Annotated in this window: 14 protein-coding genes and 1 pseudogene; 8 read left to right on the forward strand and 7 right to left on the reverse strand. The window is 34.9% G+C overall.

What is annotated here, in order from left to right:
• The first annotated feature begins 11 nt into the window (after nucleotides 1–11).
• Genes ACPWTF_RS22900 through ACPWTF_RS22910 form a run of 3 tightly spaced genes read left to right on the forward strand, consistent with a single transcriptional unit; the run spans nucleotide 12 to nucleotide 1,769 of the window.
• Nucleotides 12–377 (forward strand): response regulator, encoded by a 366-nt coding sequence (locus ACPWTF_RS22900; protein WP_095927599.1) that lies wholly within the window; start codon nucleotides 12–14, stop codon nucleotides 375–377.
• Nucleotides 378–384: 7 nt separating this feature from the next.
• Entirely contained in the window at nucleotides 385–1,197 is an 813-nt protein-coding gene (locus ACPWTF_RS22905) for a CheR family methyltransferase (protein WP_320492707.1), read from the forward strand.
• Nucleotides 1,176–1,769, forward strand: coding sequence for a chemotaxis protein CheB (locus ACPWTF_RS22910; RefSeq protein WP_427873305.1), 594 nt, complete (start codon nucleotides 1,176–1,178; stop codon nucleotides 1,767–1,769). The genes ACPWTF_RS22905 and ACPWTF_RS22910 overlap by 22 nt, the downstream gene beginning before the upstream one ends.
• Before the next feature lie 69 nt (nucleotides 1,770–1,838).
• Here ACPWTF_RS22910 and ACPWTF_RS22915 read toward each other — a convergent pair whose 3' ends face one another.
• The 3 genes from ACPWTF_RS22915 to ACPWTF_RS22925 are packed head-to-tail and all read right to left on the reverse strand — an operon-like array spanning nucleotide 1,839 to nucleotide 3,735.
• A complete protein-coding gene (locus tag ACPWTF_RS22915) occupies nucleotides 1,839–2,603 on the reverse strand; it encodes a porin family protein (protein WP_427873308.1) in 765 nt (254 codons plus the stop codon).
• Between the two features lie 11 nt (nucleotides 2,604–2,614).
• Entirely contained in the window at nucleotides 2,615–3,451 is an 837-nt protein-coding gene (locus ACPWTF_RS22920) for a hypothetical protein (RefSeq protein ID WP_427873309.1), read from the reverse strand.
• The gene (locus ACPWTF_RS22925) at nucleotides 3,400–3,735 is read right to left on the reverse strand and encodes a hypothetical protein (protein ID WP_427873311.1); all 336 of its coding nucleotides are present in this window, start codon (nucleotides 3,733–3,735) and stop codon (nucleotides 3,400–3,402) included. Before ACPWTF_RS22925 ends, ACPWTF_RS22920 begins: the two co-directional genes overlap by 52 nt.
• 295 nt (nucleotides 3,736–4,030) lie before the next feature.
• On the opposite strand from ACPWTF_RS22925, the gene ACPWTF_RS22930 reads away from it, so the two are divergent.
• The 4 genes and pseudogenes from ACPWTF_RS22930 to ACPWTF_RS22945 all read left to right on the forward strand — a co-directional run bounded on the left by ACPWTF_RS22930 (nucleotide 4,031) and on the right by ACPWTF_RS22945 (nucleotide 12,733).
• On the forward strand, nucleotides 4,031–4,354 hold the full coding sequence (locus ACPWTF_RS22930) for a DUF6660 family protein (protein ID WP_349306047.1): 324 nt from the start codon (nucleotides 4,031–4,033) through the stop codon (nucleotides 4,352–4,354).
• Nucleotides 4,355–4,462: 108 nt separating this feature from the next.
• Nucleotides 4,463–8,889, forward strand: a pseudogene (locus tag ACPWTF_RS22935) (CusA/CzcA family heavy metal efflux RND transporter).
• A gap of 2 nt (nucleotides 8,890–8,891) precedes the next feature.
• Nucleotides 8,892–10,157 carry an efflux RND transporter periplasmic adaptor subunit gene (locus tag ACPWTF_RS22940; protein WP_427873313.1) on the forward strand — a complete coding sequence of 422 codons (1,266 nt, stop codon included), beginning with the start codon at nucleotides 8,892–8,894 and terminating at the stop codon, nucleotides 10,155–10,157.
• Nucleotides 10,158–10,732: 575 nt separating this feature from the next.
• The gene (locus tag ACPWTF_RS22945; RefSeq protein ID WP_427873315.1) at nucleotides 10,733–12,733 is read left to right on the forward strand and encodes a heavy metal translocating P-type ATPase; all 2,001 of its coding nucleotides are present in this window, start codon (nucleotides 10,733–10,735) and stop codon (nucleotides 12,731–12,733) included.
• A gap of 39 nt (nucleotides 12,734–12,772) precedes the next feature.
• On the opposite strand, the gene ACPWTF_RS22950 is transcribed toward ACPWTF_RS22945, so the two are convergent.
• From ACPWTF_RS22950 to ACPWTF_RS22960, 3 genes are all read right to left on the reverse strand, one after another.
• Entirely contained in the window at nucleotides 12,773–13,171 is a 399-nt protein-coding gene (locus tag ACPWTF_RS22950) for a tautomerase family protein (RefSeq protein WP_427873317.1), read from the reverse strand.
• Nucleotides 13,172–13,215: 44 nt separating this feature from the next.
• Nucleotides 13,216–14,496 carry a DUF6624 domain-containing protein gene (locus ACPWTF_RS22955; RefSeq protein ID WP_427873319.1) on the reverse strand — a complete coding sequence of 427 codons (1,281 nt, stop codon included), beginning with the start codon at nucleotides 14,494–14,496 and terminating at the stop codon, nucleotides 13,216–13,218.
• A gap of 62 nt (nucleotides 14,497–14,558) precedes the next feature.
• Nucleotides 14,559–15,209: a VOC family protein gene (locus ACPWTF_RS22960; RefSeq protein ID WP_427873320.1), complete on the reverse strand. Its 651-nt coding sequence runs from the start codon at nucleotides 15,207–15,209 to the stop codon at nucleotides 14,559–14,561.
• A gap of 496 nt (nucleotides 15,210–15,705) precedes the next feature.
• On the opposite strand from ACPWTF_RS22960, the gene ACPWTF_RS22965 reads away from it, so the two are divergent.
• Entirely contained in the window at nucleotides 15,706–16,170 is a 465-nt protein-coding gene (locus ACPWTF_RS22965; protein ID WP_427873322.1) for a hypothetical protein, read from the forward strand.
• Between the two features lie 487 nt (nucleotides 16,171–16,657).
• Here the strand turns inward: ACPWTF_RS22965 and ACPWTF_RS22970 are convergent, their stop codons facing one another.
• Nucleotides 16,658–17,737 (reverse strand): cytochrome-c peroxidase, encoded by a 1,080-nt coding sequence (locus ACPWTF_RS22970; RefSeq protein ID WP_427873324.1) that lies wholly within the window; start codon nucleotides 17,735–17,737, stop codon nucleotides 16,658–16,660.
• Nucleotides 17,738–17,761 lie beyond the last annotated feature (24 nt).

Genomic DNA, 17,761 nt, shown 5'->3' on the forward strand with positions numbered 1-17,761 from the left:
AAATACTGTACATGGAAAAGAAAAAAGTATTGATTGTAGATGACGATTCTAGAAATATTTTTGCTTTAGTAAATACCTTAAAGGCAAAATCTTTTGACTGTCTGTCTTGTTTAAGTGCTGAAGAAGCCTTAAAAATATTAGCAAATGACAATTCAATTGACGCCGTTTTGATGGATATGATGATGCCCGAAATGGACGGTTATGAGGCCATTCCGCTCATTAAAGCCATTCCGTCTCAAGAGAATACTTTTGTAGTTGCCGTAACAGCGCAAGCTATGGCAGGAGATAAAGAAAAATGTTTACAAGCCGGAGCAGATGCATACATCTCAAAACCTGTAGATGTAGATAAATTACTTCACATCTTGGGAGAAATTTAAATGAATTATGATTGAAGATATTGAATTAGAGACTCTCATTAATGAAGTTTACGAATATTATGGTTTTGATTTTGGAAGTTATTCAAGAGCCTCACTTAAAAGACGTGTAAGCAGGGTATTTACTTTGGATGGATTTAAGCATTTTCATGAATTTCTGTCTAAAGTCCGTACCGATCCAGAATATTGCAAAAAAATGATTGATGAAATAACGGTTAACGTTACAGAAATGTTTCGTGATCCGTCTTTTTATTTAACGCTTCGAAAAGAAATTCTTCCTTTGCTGGGAACCAAACCTTTTATCAGAATTTGGCATGCTGGCTGTTCTACAGGAGAAGAAGTGTATTCGATGGCGATTATGCTCAAAGAAGCTGGTCTGCTACACAAATCAATATTGTACGCTACCGATATAAACGCTACGGTTTTGGAAACGGCAAAAAGCGGTATTTTTCCGCTGAGAATGATAAAAGACTATGCCGATAATTATCGTGAAGCGGGCGGACAAGAAGATTTTTCAGATTATTACATTGCCAATTACGGGTTTGCAAAGTTTAATGAAAATCTTTCGGAGAAGATGGTTTTCTCTCAGCATAATCTAGTTTCTGACACTTCGTTTAATGAATTCGATCTGATTTTGTGCCGCAATGTTTTAATTTATTTTGATAATAATCTGCAGAAAAGAGTGGTCAATCTATTTGATGACAGCTTGGCTGTTTTAGGTTTTTTGGCACTTGGAACAAAAGAAACTATAAAGTATTCTATATCTCAAACCAAATACAAACAATTTGATAAAGAGAAAATATGGAGAAAAATAAAAGAGTAACAAATTGTAAAGTAGTTATAATTGGCGGTTCGGCAGGAAGTTTGCAGGCATTATTGCAGATTTTACCTTTTATAGAAAAACCTGTTTCTTTTGCTATTGTCATTGTTGTTCACAGAAAAAACTCCGACGAACAAACCTTAGAAGATTTAATCGCTTTAAAATCAAAAATAAAAGTAAAAGAGGTCGAAGACAAAGTAAAACTTGAAGAAGGATTTATTTATATCGCGCCTTCCAATTATCATTTATTATTTGAAAAAGAAGAAACGTTGTCTCTAGACACTTCAGAAAAAATAAACTACAGTAGACCAAGTATAGATGTTTCTTTTGAGTCTGCCGCAGAAATATATGGTCAAAATTTAGTTGGAATTCTACTTTCGGGTTCCAATTCGGATGGTACAGCAGGATTGAGAGCAATTCAGGCTGCGGGTGGAATAAGCGTTGTACAGAATCCGCTTTCTGCAGATATGCCTTTTATGCCTAACAATGCGATTTTGCATACAGTGCCAGATTTTATTTTAAAAACCGAAGAGATTTTAGAGTTTATAAAAGAAATTAATATTGCTGATTTTTGATTAACGATTTTTGATTTCAGATGGAAGAAATCAAAAATCGTTAATCCTCAATCTAAAATCTTCAATTTCTTAATTTTTCTCGTCTTCAGGAAGCACGACTTTATTTAATTCAGCTTCTTTTTCGGCTCTTTTTTGCGCAGCTTTCCCTTTTCCTATCGGAATTCCTGCCGTCACATACAAAGATCGGTTGTATTGATTATTTTGACCGTCTCCTTTCATTACCGTAACAAGCCCGTAATAATATTGAACGGTGATATTTAAACCGTTTCCAACATTCATATGATAGCCCGCACCGAAGGCAAGTCCAGCATCTATAACATGAATCTGATCTCTAATATTTTTCTTGTAAACCACATCATCTTTGTTGATTTCGTTTTTAAACTCATCAAATGCTTTGGCTAACAAACCAAATTGAGGTCCAGTTTTGAGATAGATATTATTTTTAAATTGGTATTTAATTAATATCGGAACATTAAAATAACGTATTTCACGATTTACATGTCCGCCCGCAAAAGTATTGTCTAGATTTTCATCGTTTAGAGAATACACCGGAATCTCTTTTGCTCCCATAGGAGATTTTACAATTACTCCAGTATTGATCATCCACGCCGGATTTTTTCTTGATCTAAAGTCAAAATAAAAACCAAGATTAAATCCTGGGTTTAAGGCCGAAGATCCCATATTAGAAATGGTAGAAAAATTTGCACCGCCTTCCAGACCAAATTCTAAAAACTCTGAGTTGAGTTTATCTCCAAAGATTAAGGAAATCAAAACTTGTGACTGCGCCGTGGAAATACAAAAGAAAGCAAAAACGATTAATAAAATCTTTTTCATATATGGATGAATTACAGTCCAAAACGGTATTGTAAACTTCCCAATACTTGTGTACGAGTCCCTAAGAAACCGCACTCTGCACGAAACATTACATGCTTACTGAATTGATACTGCGACCCAATAATGAAGTTCCACATGTCTTTAGGCCTTTTTTGAAGGGAATATTGAACAGATGAATCTGAGGCTGTGCTCAATGCCCCGTCTAGAGTTGCAAGGAATGTTCCTGCTCTTTCTAGAGCTCTGTCGGCAGTATTATGTTTGGCTACATTAACCGGATTTTTTTGTTCAGCTGGCGTTAAACCATCCCACCATGCATCTACTTTTGTCTGATTGTCAGAAACTTTTTGAAGTCCGCTGTCTACTTTAGCCTGAGCACTGCTTAGATCAATAAAATCAGATAAAGGCAAATCTCCATTTGTATCTCCAGAAATATGAACTCTAAAACCTCCAACCCAAATCGCTATATTGGTGTCTGGTTTATTGAATTTAAATGTTTTTCCTAATCTCGGACCAAAAACATAGGAAAAAGCAGGTTTATCTAGCGAACTAATATCAGTCCAGGCCATATTCATATCCAGAGCCAGCCAGCCACCGCCAATACCAATTGTTGGAGTCATACCTATACCAAAAGTAGTAGCGTCAAAATTGGCTTTGGTGCTAAAATTGGCAACTTCAGACCAATTGTTATCTGCATCTGGCACCCAAATACCAGCATTAATTTTAGTTGCCGTCTTGGCTTTTCCAAAAATTCCATAAATATTTAAAAAGGGAAGCAGCCAGATATCAGGTCTAATAGTTAGCGCACCAGCTTCAACCGTTGATTTATCAAATCGTACAATTTCATCCAAGTTATATTGGGGCCATGATTAAAACCAATGTTTAAATCATTAATGACAATTTCAGATTCCTGCCAAAAATAATTAACAGAAACACCTGCAGAGTAGGGAAGTTTGTATCCTTTTTGAGCTACTTTCTCACCCCAAATAGGCAGAGCGTACGGATATTTTTCTACTTTAAGACTGTCTAGTAATTCTTCATTTTTTTTCCCTACAATTTTATCGGTATAAACCTGCCCGAAAATTTGCATGCTAAATAGTAATAAAAAGGCTGATATTAGTGTATTACATTTCATTGATTTAAGTGTTTTAATGTTAAATTAATTAAACTGCGAAAAATAAATATGTACTAATGCTATTGTGAGAATCTTTTTATTGGTATGCTAAATTGGCTTTATTGTAATTAAAGATTAAGGCTTGATAATGTGTTAATTAATGTTAAAGTTAAGGAAATTTTCTTACCACCGACAAAAAATGATAAGAAAATGATAAAAGGCATTAAAATAATTTTTGTACCATTTTTCAGTATTTTTATTCTAGGAATTAGCACCGTCAAATACCAATTAAAAAATAAATTGTATTTTTACAGCTGTGAAATGGATAACAATCATATTATCAATTTACCTTTTGGCATTGTCTAATATGCCCTGTGCCGATATGGAAGTAAACAGTGCTATGCATAAAACAGCTCAGTTTGCGTCAGAAGACAATCATTCGCATGACAAAGACAATGATTTATGTTCTCCATTTTGTGCTTGCAACTGCTGTGGTGCACAGGTTTTAAGTTATCATTCTACTGTAAGTTTTGAGTTTCCTAAACCTTACAATCAAATTTCAATTGTATTACCAAGTTACAGTTCTGTTTTTATTTCCAATTTCTACGGAAGTATTTGGCAGCCCCCTCAAATAGCATAATGATTAGGCCTGTTCGATAAAAATCGAAAACGGGCGAGAGAGTTGTGGACTTTCCACACGTTTACAGACAATTTAATTGTCTAATTTCTCACGTCATTATATACTCAAATGTTAGATAAAATCATTCAATTTAGTATACGAAACAAATTCGTCATACTATTATTTACCCTTGTACTTATTGCTTGGGGAAGTTATTCACTTAAAAAATTACCGCTCGATGCCTTGCCCGATGTAACGAACAATCAGGTTCAGATTATTACCACTGCACCAACATTGGCGAGTCAAGAAGTCGAGCAATTAATTACGTATCCTTTAGAAAGAGCTGTAAAGACAGTTCCAAATGTGATCGAACTTCGCAGTATTTCTCGTTTCGGACTATCGGTTGTAACCGTTGTTTTTGAAGAAGATGTTGATATTTACTGGGCTCGTGAACAAATATTTCAACGCTTAAAACAAGCCGAAGAAAACATTCCAGATTATGTAAATTCTCCAGAATTAGCGCCAATCTCAACGGGTTTAGGAGAAATTTACCAATATGATGTGTATGCCAAAAAAGGGTATGAAAACAAATACAGCGCGATTGAACTGAGAACAATTCAGGATTGGATCATTATTCCGCAATTGCAGGGAGTTCGCGGTGTTGCTGAAATTAGCACTTGGGGTGGAAAATTGAAACAATTCGAAATTGCCGTAAATCCTAATATGCTGAATAGTCTTGGAGTTACCATTACCGAAATTTTTGACGCTTTAGAAAAAAACAATCAAAATACAGGTGGAGCTTATATCGAAAAAGATCAATACACATATTTTATTCGCGGTGTCGGAATGGCAAAAGGCGTAAAAGATCTCGAAAATGTAGTAGTTAAAAACCGAAACGGTTCGCCTGTTTTGGTTCGAAATGTAGCTCAGGTTCGTGAAGGTATTGCGCTACGTTACGGAGCATCAACCAAAGATGGCAAAGGAGAAATTGTTTCGGGATTGGTTTTGATGCTGAAAGGAGAAAACTCTAGCGCTGTTGTTGAACGAGTTCATGAAAAAATGGCTCAGATTAATAAAAGCCTTCCCGAAGGAGTTGTTGCCGAAGCTTTTATTGACAGGGGAAAACTGGTTGATAACTCCATAAAAACTGTTGCAAAGAATTTATTAGAAGGAGCTTTAATCGTAATTTTTGTTCTGATACTATTCTTAGGAAATCTTCGTGCGGGATTGATTGTCGCTTCTGTGATTCCGCTGGCAATGCTGTTTGCCGTTATTTTAATGAATGCCTTTGGCGTAAGCGGAAACCTAATGAGTCTTGGTGCGATAGATTTCGGAATCATAGTCGATGGAGCCGTAATTATTGTCGAAGCCACAATGCATCATCTGCAGAAACTCAAAAATAAAAAAGAATTAACACAGGAAGAAATGGACAAAGAAGTCTATAATTCGGCTTCAAAAATCAGGAACAGTGCTGCTTTTGGAGAAATCATTATTCTGATAGTATATCTGCCAATTCTGGCTTTGATTGGAACCGAAGGAAAAATGTTTAAACCAATGGCCATGACGGTTGGTTTTGCCATTATGGGAGCATTTATTCTTTCGCTGACATATATTCCAATGATGAGTGCTTTGTTTCTTTCAAAAAAAACAGAACATAAAGAAAATTTTAGTGATCGCATGATTGCTTGGCTAGAAAGCCGTTATACACCTTTATTGAAAAAAGCGCTAGAATTTAAAAAAGTAGTGCTTTCTGTTGCTGTCGGGTTATTTGCTTTTGCTTTTATTGTTTTCCAAAATATGGGAGGCGAATTTATCCCGACAATCGAAGAAGGCGATTTGGCGATCAATGCTACCATTATGACGGGAAGTTCGCTTTCGCAAATGGTGGAAACGGCGACTAAATATGAACAGATTTTAAAAGCCAAATTCCCAGAAATCAAGACTATTGTGACTAAAATAGGGAGTGGTGAAATTCCAACCGATCCAATGCCAATAGAAAGTGGGGATTTGATTATTGTTTTAAAAGACAAAAAAGAATGGAAAGGCAAATATCGTAATTGGGAAGAATTGGCCAATGCCATGAAAGAAGAAATGGAAATTATTCCAGGAGCGAATATCGAAATCTCTCAGCCAATTCAGATGCGTTTTAATGAATTAATGACGGGAAGCCGTTCTGATATTGCCATCAAGATTTTTGGTGACGATTTGGAAATCTTAGATGCCAAAGCGACAGAATTGATTTCAAAAATAAAAGGAATCGACGGAATAGGAGATTTAAAAGCCGATAAAGTTACAGGATTGCCACAGATTACCATTAAATACGATTACGATAAAATTGCGCTTTACGGACTAAATATTTCAGATATCAATCAAATTATTCGTTCGTCTTTTGCGGGAGAAGTGGCTGGAAAGATTTATGACGAAAGCAAAAGGTTTGATGTTGTGGTGAGAATGGCCGAAGATAATCGCGCCGACATTACCGATGTGAGTAATTTGTTTATTCCGCTTCCTAGTGGACAGCAAGTGCCGCTTTCTCAGGTTGCTTCTGTAGAGTACGAACAGGCATGTGCAGGTTATCCGCGAAGACGGAAAACGAAGAATTACCGTTGGATTAAATGTTCGAGGGAGAGATATCAAAAGTGTTGTCGAAGAAATTCAGGCAAAACTGGATAAAAGTTTCAAACTTCCCGCAGGTTATTATGTGACGTATGGCGGACAGTTTGAAAATTTAATTGAAGCTTCGAAAAGACTTTCTGTAGCCTTGCCAATTGCTTTAGGACTGATTTTAGTCTTGCTGTATTTTACTTTTAAAAGTGCCAAACAAGCACTGCTGATTTTTAGTGCGATTCCGTTATCGGCTATTGGAGGTGTTTTTGCGCTTTCGCTGAGAGGAATGCCTTTTAGTATTTCTGCCGGAATTGGGTTTATCGCCTTATTCGGAATTGCAGTTTTAAACGGAATTGTACTGATTTCGTATTTCAACCAATTAAAAACTGAAGGAATTTCAGATCCGTTTCAGAGAATCCTTATCGGAACCAAAACGAGATTACGTCCTGTTTTAATGACTGCAGCTGTAGCTTCATTAGGATTTCTGCCAATGGCTTTATCCACAAGCGGCGGGGCAGAAGTACAGAAACCTCTAGCAACCGTAGTAATCGGCGGATTAATCTCTGCAACTTTATTGACCTTAATCGTTTTACCGATTTTGTATTTATTGTTGGATCGTGGGTTTAACCGCAAAGATTTTAACCGCAAAGAACGCTAAGGTCTACGCAAAGCACACAAAGAAAAATTTAAAAGAAATTACAATGAACTTAATATATAAAATCAGCGCAATCCTCTTTGCGAACTTTGCGAAAAAACTTTTGCGAACTTTGCGGTTAACTGCATTCCTATTGATAAGCACAACAACTTTTGCACAAACCAGAATATCGCTAGAAAAAGCAATAGAACTAGCCAAATCAAACAACATCGACTTAAAAATCGCTGACAAAGAAATCGAGAAACAAACCGTTCTTAAAAAAGCAGCATTTCAGCCCGATCCATTGCAGGTACAGTATCAGGGTGGGCAGTTTAACAGTGTAGATTACGATCATAACGTTTCGGTACAGCAGTTTTTTCCGTTAGGAAATATAACAAAAGCCAACCGACAATTGCAGGAAGAATTGGCAAAACTGGCTGAAAAACGAAAAGCTTTGTCTTCGTATGAAATTGAAAAAGCGGTGACATTGGCGTATTATCAATATTTGTATGGAATTTCGATCCAGAAACTAAATTCAGAATTGAATGCTATTTATACCAAGTTCTTAAAGAACGCCGAACTGCGTTTTAAAACAGGAGAAAGCGGTAATATTGAAGTGATTAGTGCTAAAGCCAAAGTAAAAGAAATTGAAACTCAAAAAGCACAGTTAGAATACGATTTGGCAATTTATCAGAAACAATTGCAGTTTTTCATTCAGACAGACGAAAATATTGTTCCCGATTCAAATACCGATTTACAATACACTTTTATAGAAAATCAGGAAAACACAAAAGCAGAGACTTTGATGACCGATTTTTATCAGCAACAGATTTCAGTTTACCAAAAAGAAGCGGGAACGTTTAAAGCATTACGTACACCAAAAGTAGGATTAGGTTATTTTGCGCAAACCATCAATACCGAATCGCTGTTTCAGGGTTTTACAGCCGGATTACAGATTCCGTTATTTGGCGGTGTGAATACTACCAAAGCCAAAGCGGCCGAAATTAGTATTTCGCAGTCGCAAATGGCTTTAGATAAAAACAAAATGATTTTGAATCTGCAGAAAGAAGAGTTGCAGAACAATTTCAAAAAGCAGCAGAAAAACTTAGCGTATTTCCAAAATGAAGGCTTGCATTATGCCGATCAGATTATTGAAACGGCTCAGAAAAGTTATGCCAATGGCGATATGAGCTATTGGTCGTATATCAGCTTTTTAAATCAGGCAATTGATATTAAAAAACAATTTACAGAGGCAACGTACAGCTACAATCAAAGCGCTATCGAACTTCAATTTCCAACTATCAAAAACAATTAATCATGAAATATATAGATAATAGTTTAACCGCAAAGAGCGCTAAGGGATTTTCGCAAAGTTCGCAAGGTTTAATTTCCTTGCGTGCCTTGCGCTTTGTCTTTGCGTGCCTTGCGGTTACTTTAGCAAGTTGTAACGAAAAGAAAGCCGAAGAACCAAAGGAAGAAGAAAAAGAAACTACAGAAGTGGCTTTGAGGGAATCACAATACAAAACGGTTGGCATTGAAACTGGAATTGTAGAAGATCGTAATCTCAACAAAGTCATCAAAGCAAATGGTTACACAACAGTTCCTCCGCAAAATTCTGCTGAAGTTTCGACTTTAATTGGCGGAACAGTAAAAGATATTTTTGTTTTGGAAGGAACTTATGTAAACAAAGGAAAAGTGTTGGCAACGATTCAGAATTTGGAAGTTATAGAAATGCAGGAAGATTATCAGTCGGCCGTTGCGAATGTTGAATACTTGCAGTTAGAGTATAATCGTCAGAAGACATTGAGTGAGGAAAATGTGAATCCGAGAAAGACTTTCCAGGAAGTAAAAGCCAAATTAGCGGCCGAAAGAGCCCGAGCGCAAGCCGCAAAAAACAAATTGGATGCTTTGCATGTGAATGCCAAAGGAACAACATCGGTTGTGCCAATTGTGTCGCCAATAAATGGTTTTGTTGGAAAAATCAATATTGCCAAAGGCGCTTTTGCGAATACAGGAGTTTCGCTTTTTGAAGTGGTAGACAACAGTCAGATGCATTTGGATTTGAATGTGTATGAGAAAGATTTGGGTTCGATTTCTGTTGGTCAGATAATCGATTTTGTCTTAACCAATCAGTCGAATAAATCAATCAAAGGAAAGATTTTCGGAATCAATAAGTCTTTTTCTAACGAAAGTAAAACGGTTGCCGTACATGCTAAAATTGACCCTGCCGATGCCAAAGGTTTGATTCCGGGAATGTACGTTTCTGCGAATATTAATATTACCAATGCCACTGTTCCAGCATTACCAAAAGATGCCGTGGTTCGAAATGCCGATAAGTATTTTGTTTTTGTTCAGGAAGAAGGTCATGCAGAAGAAAAACACGAACACAAAGAAGGTGAGAAAGAAGAAGCACATGAGGAAGAAGTTCATTTTAAAGCTGTAGAAGTAATTCCAGGCACAACCGATTTAGGTTTTACAGAAGTAAAATTCGTTGATAAGATTGATTCTCAATCAAAGATTGTTATAAAAGGTGCTTTTTATTTGCTTTCAGCAATGAAGGGAGGCGGGGAGCATTCGCATTAGTGAGTTTTGCCACGAAGGCGCTAAGGCACAAAGTTTTTTTTATGCTGGAGTGTAATTTGCTCGCAAAGACGCAAAGGCGCAAAGTTTTTTTATGGTAGAGTGGAATTATCTCGCAAAGACGCGAAGTCGCAAAGTTTTTTTAAGCAGATTTAAGATGTTAATTTGAGTTGCCTCCAGCTTTAGCTGGAGGTAAAAAGAGACCATAAGAAAAGGCTTTAGCCAAAATTCGTAAGTTTGGCTAAAGCCTACAAATTAGAATTTATTCAACCTCCAGCTAAAGCTGGAGGCAATTGAAATTTTGCCACAGATTAAAAGGATTAACATGATTTTTTATACCATACAGATTAATAGATTTTTTTTTAATCCTTTCAATCCTTTTAATCTGTGGCAAAAAAACTTTGCGACTTAGCGTCTTTGCGAGACTAACTCAATCCAACTTAAAAAAAACTTAGAGACTTAGTGCCTTTGTGGCAACAAACTTTACCACAAAATGCTTAATTTTAGGACATTATTTAAACAATAACTTCAGGCATTAAAAACTTGAAACTTTAAACCTGAAACTTGAAACTCAAAAAATGATACATCAAGATAAAGAAATAAAAACGATAAAAAATAAAACCAAACCTTCTTGCTGCTGTTCTCATGACGAACCAGTGCATTCAGACAATGATGGGCACGATCATGGCGGACATGATCACGAACACAATGCAAGTGGCAATTTATTTAAACTATTTCTTCCATCGATTATATCTTTTATTTTACTGCTAATCGGAATTAGTTTAGACAACTATTTTCCGCAAGAATGGTTTACAGGATATGTTAGAATTGTATGGTATGCGATTGCGTATCTTCCGGTCGGACTTCCGGTTTTAAAAGAAGCTTACGAAAGCATTGTAAAAGGAGATGTTTTCTCAGAATTTTTCCTGATGTGTATCGCCACAATCGGTGCTTTTGCCATTGGAGAATATCCAGAAGGTGTTGCTGTTATGCTATTTTACACTATTGGAGAAACCTTTCAAGGAATGGCGGTTAGTAGAGCAAAATCGAGTATTAAAAGTCTGCTCGATCAACGTCCAGATGAGGTGCATGTTTTAGAAAACAATGTTGCAGTAAAAGTCAAAGCCAAAGACGTTCAGATTGGAGCGATTATTCAGCTTAAAGCGGGTGAAAAATTAGGTTTGGATGGCGTGTTGTTATCCGATTCCGCTTCGTTTAATACAGCCGCTTTGACGGGAGAAAGTAAACCAGATACTAAAAAGAAAGGCGATACCGTTTTGGCTGGAATGTTAAACGGAAGTACTATTGTCGAAGTAAAAGTAACAACAGCTTACAATGACAGTAAATTGTCTAAAATTCTAGAGTTGGTACAAAATGCCACAACCAAAAAAGCTCCTGCCGAATTGTTTATTAGAAAGTTTGCTAAAATCTATACACCTATTGTAGTCTATCTTGCCATTGCGATTTGTCTGCTTCCAATGCTTTTTGTAGATAATTACGTTTTTAGTGACTGGTTATACAGAGCTTTAGTTTTCTTGGTAATTTCTTGTCCGTGCGCTTTGGTTATCAGTATTCCGTTGGGTTATTTTGGCGGAATAGGTGCGGCAAGTAAAAACGGAATTCTATTTAAAGGCAGTAATTTTCTTGATAGTATTTCCACAATTCAGCATGTCGTAGTTGACAAAACGGGAACCATGACCGAAGGTGTTTTTAAAGTGCAAGAAGTTATTATAAAACCCGAATTGGATAAAGACGAAATTTTAAAACTGGTCAATGCTTTAGAAAACAGAAGTACACATCCTGTAGCTACGGCCATTCATAATCATGTTGGACCAATTGATTCTTCGGTAGAATTAAAAGAAATCGAAGAAATTTCAGGCCACGGATTAAAAGCAACTTACGACGGAAAAGAATTGCTTGTAGGGAATTTTAAGCTTTTGGATAAATATTCGATTTCGTATGATATTGATCCGTCTTCAATAGTTTATACCACAATTGCAATTGCTTATGAAAATAAATTTGCAGGTTATCTGACTATTGCAGATGAAATTAAAGAAGATGCGAAAGAAACGGTTTCTAAACTAAAGTCTCTAGGCGTAAAGCTGACCATGTTGAGTGGAGACAAATCGAATGTCGTTCAATTCGTAGCAGATAAGCTTGGAATTACGAAAGCTTTTGGCGATTTGCTTCCAGAAGATAAAGTGAATAAGGTTAACGAAATTAAGGCCAAAAACGAAACGATTGCTTTTGTGGGCGATGGAGTAAACGATGCGCCTGTAATTGCTTTAAGCACGGTCGGGATTGCGATGGGAGGTTTAGGGAGCGATGCTGCCATAGAAACTGCCGATGTCGTAATTCAGGACGATAAACCAAGTAAAATTGCAATGGCAATCAATATAGGAAAACAAACCAAAAAGATTGTCTGGCAGAATATTACATTAGCTTTTGTGGTAAAAGCTTTTGTATTAATTCTAGGCGCGGGCGGACTTGCCACCATGTGGGAAGCTGTTTTTGCTGATGTTGGAGTAGCGCTGTTAGCGATATTAAATGCGGTAAGAATTCAGAGAATGAAATTTTAAGATAATAAAAGCCCAATTCATACGAATTGGGCTTTTTGCTTATTTCTTTAAATGTTTTTGCTCTTGAATTTCCCCATTGCCAAAAGACCAGTTTTCATGACCATTATTTTCCAGTAAAATAATAATTATGTTGTTGATTAGTATTTCAGTTGAAGCCGAAATTTTTGAAGCAATTTTATGATATAGTTTTTTCTTTTGTTCTAAAGTTCTTCCTTGTCCCGCAGTTATTTGTACATAAACTATTTGTTCAGAATGTGAAATTCCTAAATAACTTTTAGGATATTTTATCTGATGTGTTTCTAGTTCTTCAATTACATGAAAATAATCATCGACAGGAATATTAAATTCTTCAATTAAAGATTGATGAATAACTTCAGAAATAGTATTTTTTGTTTCAAGCGAAAGTTTTTTTGGAAGACTTATTCTAACAAATGGCATTTTATTCAGTTTTTAAATCAACAATAAAAGTACAAAAAATCGAATTATTTATTGATTATATCTTTCCATCTACTTTCGGAATAGAACTTTTGAAATGCTGTATTAGATAATAATGATTTTAAGTTTAAATCGCCTCTAAGATGATTTAAACTTAAAAAATCTAAAGCAATACTTCGGTATTGTTCTTCATTGGTCTGATTATAAATTTTTGCAAAAAGTTCCGCGGCTTCAAAGTTTTGTGTGCTTGTCATTCCGCCTAGAATCATTGAGGCGTTATTGTAGTTTTCATATACTTTCTGAAATACTTTTGCTGCATAATATTTTTTAGCCAAACTGATAAGACTTAAAGTGTCTTCTTTATCTTTTTTATCCTTTTTTGCAGCGTCCGAAGCTGTCGGAAGCGTGTATTTAAAACCATAATTTAGTGCATAAATTTTTAAAGGAACCAATCCTAAAGAAATTCGCCTTTTATCGGTTTCATTTTCTTTTAAAATTCCTCTAAAACCTGATGCTTCACCGTTTCGGGTCCAATTTACTTGCGTTCCGTAAAGTTGCTTGTAATTGAGATTGCATTGAACTCTGTCATACAAAAAAGCATAATTTTCCATATCGAGTTCTTTTGTTCCTTTTAGTTTTTCCATTTCATGCAAAGCAGTTTTTTGAAATAGAATATCTTGATCTGAGTGCTGTACAATGAGCCAGAAATTGTGAGCGCCGTCTTTACCAATTTGAGATATTTTGAGCCAGCCGTGTTTTTTCAAAATCTCTTTTGCAGCAGAAAGATTTTTAAAATCTAACTCGTTAATCTTCTTCTGTATTTCATTCAATTGTGCAGGATCAGAAGTTTGAATTTTAGAATACCTGATTTTCTGATCTTCAATTCCCATTGCAATAATTTGTTTTCGAAGCTCAGGAAGTAACAATGTCTTTTCATATTCTTGTTCTTTCAAATGCGATTTTTGCGCTATAACTTTCCATTCTTCAGGATAATTATTCCGAATGAAATCAAAATACGGATCGATCAATAATTGGTCTGCTTCCGTCCAACCTTTATCCAATGACAAATCTAAATACTCAAACGCTTTTGTTTTATTTTCGTCAAGCGAATACATTCCAGCCGCTTTGTACGCATTTAGAGCATCGGGTTTTTCAATTGAAAATGCCTTTTCCAGTTTTGGAATAGCGTTTTTATAATTTTTTTGAAGATGCATTAACGAAGCTTCTGCAATTAAAGCTTCGTATGCAAGATTGTTTTGCCCTTTAGAGGTATAAAAACTTAATAGCAACAAGACAAATCCATATTGTTTCAGATATTTTAAACTCATTTTTTCAGCTTTTATAAGATGAAAATACAAATTATATTTTGATGTGCTTGAAATAAAGTGTTTTAAAAACGTAATTCAATTATGTTTTCATTATTCTCTAAAGTTATTTTTACCGGATTACTTTCAGAAGGAATTTGAGTTGGATACCAATTTCTAGTCGGTTGAACCAGAATCAATAAACCTTCATGATCGCCAATTGCAGCAAATTTATCGGTATTTGTATTTTGAGAAAAGAAATGCAATCCGTGTTCTTCGATTAATTGATTTCCTAATTCTAATGGATTTTCCGTAACAATTCCGATTTCGCTTATGTTTAAAATAGAAGCAGAGTTGAATTCACCAACTTGTTCATTATTAAGATCATGTCTAGCAATGAATTCGAGCAAGTTTCCATTGTGATCAAAGAAATAAATAGAATGCGCATTCCAGTTTTCAAAGTTAGTAACGACGCTTTTATCTTTCAAAACAATTAATTCAACTTTGTCTTTGCACCATTGAATGGCTTCTTCAAGCTGATTTTCAGGAATATTAAAAGCAAAGTGATAGATGGAATTAAAATCTGGATCTTCAACAAATTTTAAAATAGAAGTTCCGGCTTGAAATGTGATCGATTTTTGGTCATTTTCCAGAATAAAAAGCCCAAAGAGGTTTTGGTAAAATGCTTTCGTTTTTTGAATATCGTTTGTTTTGATTTGTATTTGATCTATTCTCATGGCAATAATTTTTTATAAAAGAAAAAGCTTCTTTTCAGTGATAAACAAATTTAAAAAACGCCATTGATAATAAGGACACAGCGCTATTTTATGCATCAATGAAAGGATAGTAAATAAGTATTGCTTGGAGTTAAATTACGTTTTTAAATATTTTATTAAAGTTACAAAAAGACAAACGGGAATTATTGTAAGATTATCGAAAAAATTTCATTTTGCAATTTTTGGGGTGTAATTCATGAGTTTTAAAAAAACTGCCGACTCAATTATAACTCTTCTTTTGTAAGCTTCGGAGAAGCGAAATATTTATAGAATAAACGTTTACAATATAAAGCTCTGGAGGAGCGATATATTATTCGGGTTGTTTGAAAGATTTGCATGATTGGAATTTTTTCAAAAAAGCCTCACTAATTATCTTAATTTGATATAATTACAACTTATAGAGACTTTTTAAACTGTTTGATTAAAATATATTTGCAATTAATATTGTAGTGAAAATATGACAAAGGAAATAAATATATATGAATCTAAATTTGGGAATTTAAATTTAGGGAATGGTCCTGATAATGAATTTATTTGGTCAGGATATGTAAATGAAATCCCAATTTATATTTTTACAAAAAACAGGATAATTTCAAATGAAACGATAGAATTTGTAGAAGCTGTAGTTTTAAATATTGATCAATACTTAGAAACAGCTATTTTATATATTAAAGAAACTTTAACTGAAAAAAGAGAAAAATATAATATTAAAGAAAGCGAATATGATCTTTTGGTTCTTGATCCTGATTTATTTCCAATTGCTATGCCTGAATTTACATTTTGGGAAGATTCGGTTGAATGGATGATAAGGTTTGCAGATGGAAAATTTAATATTTGTGACCCTTTAGGAATTGGAATTACTTTTAGATTTAGAAAACCAATTAGTGTTGACAATCTTGAAGAAAGTGAGTGGATTGATTAATTTTTAGTTCTTATTATATTTTAAACAATTTAAAATGAATTTTATAGATAGAGTACTAAGCAATTTATATAATATGACTGCTGACGATGTCATACAATCAGCTCTTCTTTTGTAAGCTTCGGAGAAGCGAAATATTTATAGCAAAGAATAAACGGTTAAAATATAAAGCTCCAGAGGAGTGACATATATTTAGATTGCAAAAAAATATGTCACTCCTCCGGAGCTTTTTTTATTCGTTTTTATTGTAATTCTATAAATATTTCACCCCGCTGGGGTTTTACAAATAAATTAAATTTTATTACTCGATTGTATTTCACGATTGAATAAAAGTTGAGAAAGAAGAAAAGTACTCAAGATTTAATAACTGAAATGAATAACATTTATGTCTTTAGAATAAACATTTCTAAATAAAAAGCCCATTTCAAAAAAGAAATGGGCTTACCAGATTTGTAAATAGTTGGGGCAAAATACAAATCAATTAACTAACTTATTTTGGCATTTCGGGAATCATTATTCTTCTAGTTGGCGTACTTAAAGTTTCAATAAAAGCCAATAAATCGCCTATTTCTTCCTTACTTAAATTCAATTTTCTAAGCATTGGATTTGATTTTGGAATGAGAGAATCTCGGGCTGTTCCTAGATATTTTTTTTGAACAGGAGACGGATTTCCGAGATTGTACAATTCTACAACATCCAATAAAGTTGGAAAATGTCCGTGATGCATCCAAGGTTTTGTGTTTACAACTTCACGGAGTGTTGGAGTTCTAAATTTGCCGATATCTTTTACATCTTTCGTCACATTGTAACGTCCGAAATCTTCGTTTTTGGTTCCGAATAAAGTTTGGCCGTCATTATGAAACTCATTATCACTAAAATAAGGCGTATTATGGCAATTAATGCATTGTGCTTTGGTTCTAAACAAATGCATTCCTTTTACTTGCTGATCAGTATAAATATCTGATTTTCCGCTTACAAACTGGTCAAATTTACTTTTCGGACTATTGATCGATCTTTCGAAAGTGGCAATCGCATATTGAATTCTCTCTAAAGTCACTTTTTTATCTCCAAAAGCATCTGTAAATAATGCATTGTAACCTTTTATTTTGGCTATTTTATCAACAGCAAGCGTCAGTTTTTCATTCATTTCTAAAGGATCAGAAACAGGAAATTGCGCTTGATCTTCTAAGCTCGAAGCTCGTCCGTCCCAAAATAGAGAGGTTGCGTATGCCGAGTTTAAAATCGTCATTGAATTGCGTTTTCCTGTTTGGCGATCATGACCAAAAGAGCGTGTTAGATTGTCTGTCCAGCCCAATTCTGGATTGTGGCAAGAAGCACAGGCAATTTGACCGCTTCGCGATAATCTCGGATCAAAAAACAAAATCTTTCCCAAACTTTCTTTTTCCTTCGAATACGGATTGTAAGCAGGATAAGGAACCGCAGGAAGCACGCCAATATCTTGAAATTTCGATTTATCGACGTTTTCATTTAATTCTGCGACAGGCCATTTTGAGGCATCTCCACTAGAATAGAGTTTTCTTAGTTCCTGAATATCGATGTAATCAGGCACCTTCTATGCTTTTATGAGCCGTTA

Source organism: Flavobacterium sp. MMS24-S5 (assembly GCF_050320125.1).
Lineage (GTDB): Bacteria > Bacteroidota > Bacteroidia > Flavobacteriales > Flavobacteriaceae > Flavobacterium > Flavobacterium tyrosinilyticum.

Bases quoted from the DNA above. Each gene is read 5' to 3' on its own strand.
- ACPWTF_RS22965 (WP_427873322.1), top strand. From the start codon at position 15,706: ATGACAAAGGAAATAAATATATATGAATCTAAATTTGGGAATTTAAAT.
- ACPWTF_RS22905 (WP_320492707.1), top strand. From the start codon at position 385: ATGATTGAAGATATTGAATTAGAGACTCTCATTAATGAAGTTTACGAA.
- ACPWTF_RS22925 (WP_427873311.1), bottom strand. From the start codon at position 3,735: ATGAAATGTAATACACTAATATCAGCCTTTTTATTACTATTTAGCATG.
- ACPWTF_RS22950 (WP_427873317.1), bottom strand. From the start codon at position 13,171: ATGCCATTTGTTAGAATAAGTCTTCCAAAAAAACTTTCGCTTGAAACA.
- ACPWTF_RS22915 (WP_427873308.1), bottom strand. From the start codon at position 2,603: ATGAAAAAGATTTTATTAATCGTTTTTGCTTTCTTTTGTATTTCCACG.
- ACPWTF_RS22900 (WP_095927599.1), top strand. From the start codon at position 12: ATGGAAAAGAAAAAAGTATTGATTGTAGATGACGATTCTAGAAATATT.
- ACPWTF_RS22960 (WP_427873320.1), bottom strand. From the start codon at position 15,209: ATGAGAATAGATCAAATACAAATCAAAACAAACGATATTCAAAAAACG.
- ACPWTF_RS22940 (WP_427873313.1), top strand. From the start codon at position 8,892: ATGAAATATATAGATAATAGTTTAACCGCAAAGAGCGCTAAGGGATTT.
- ACPWTF_RS22955 (WP_427873319.1), bottom strand. From the start codon at position 14,496: ATGAGTTTAAAATATCTGAAACAATATGGATTTGTCTTGTTGCTATTA.
- ACPWTF_RS22945 (WP_427873315.1), top strand. From the start codon at position 10,733: ATGATACATCAAGATAAAGAAATAAAAACGATAAAAAATAAAACCAAA.
- ACPWTF_RS22910 (WP_427873305.1), top strand. From the start codon at position 1,176: ATGGAGAAAAATAAAAGAGTAACAAATTGTAAAGTAGTTATAATTGGC.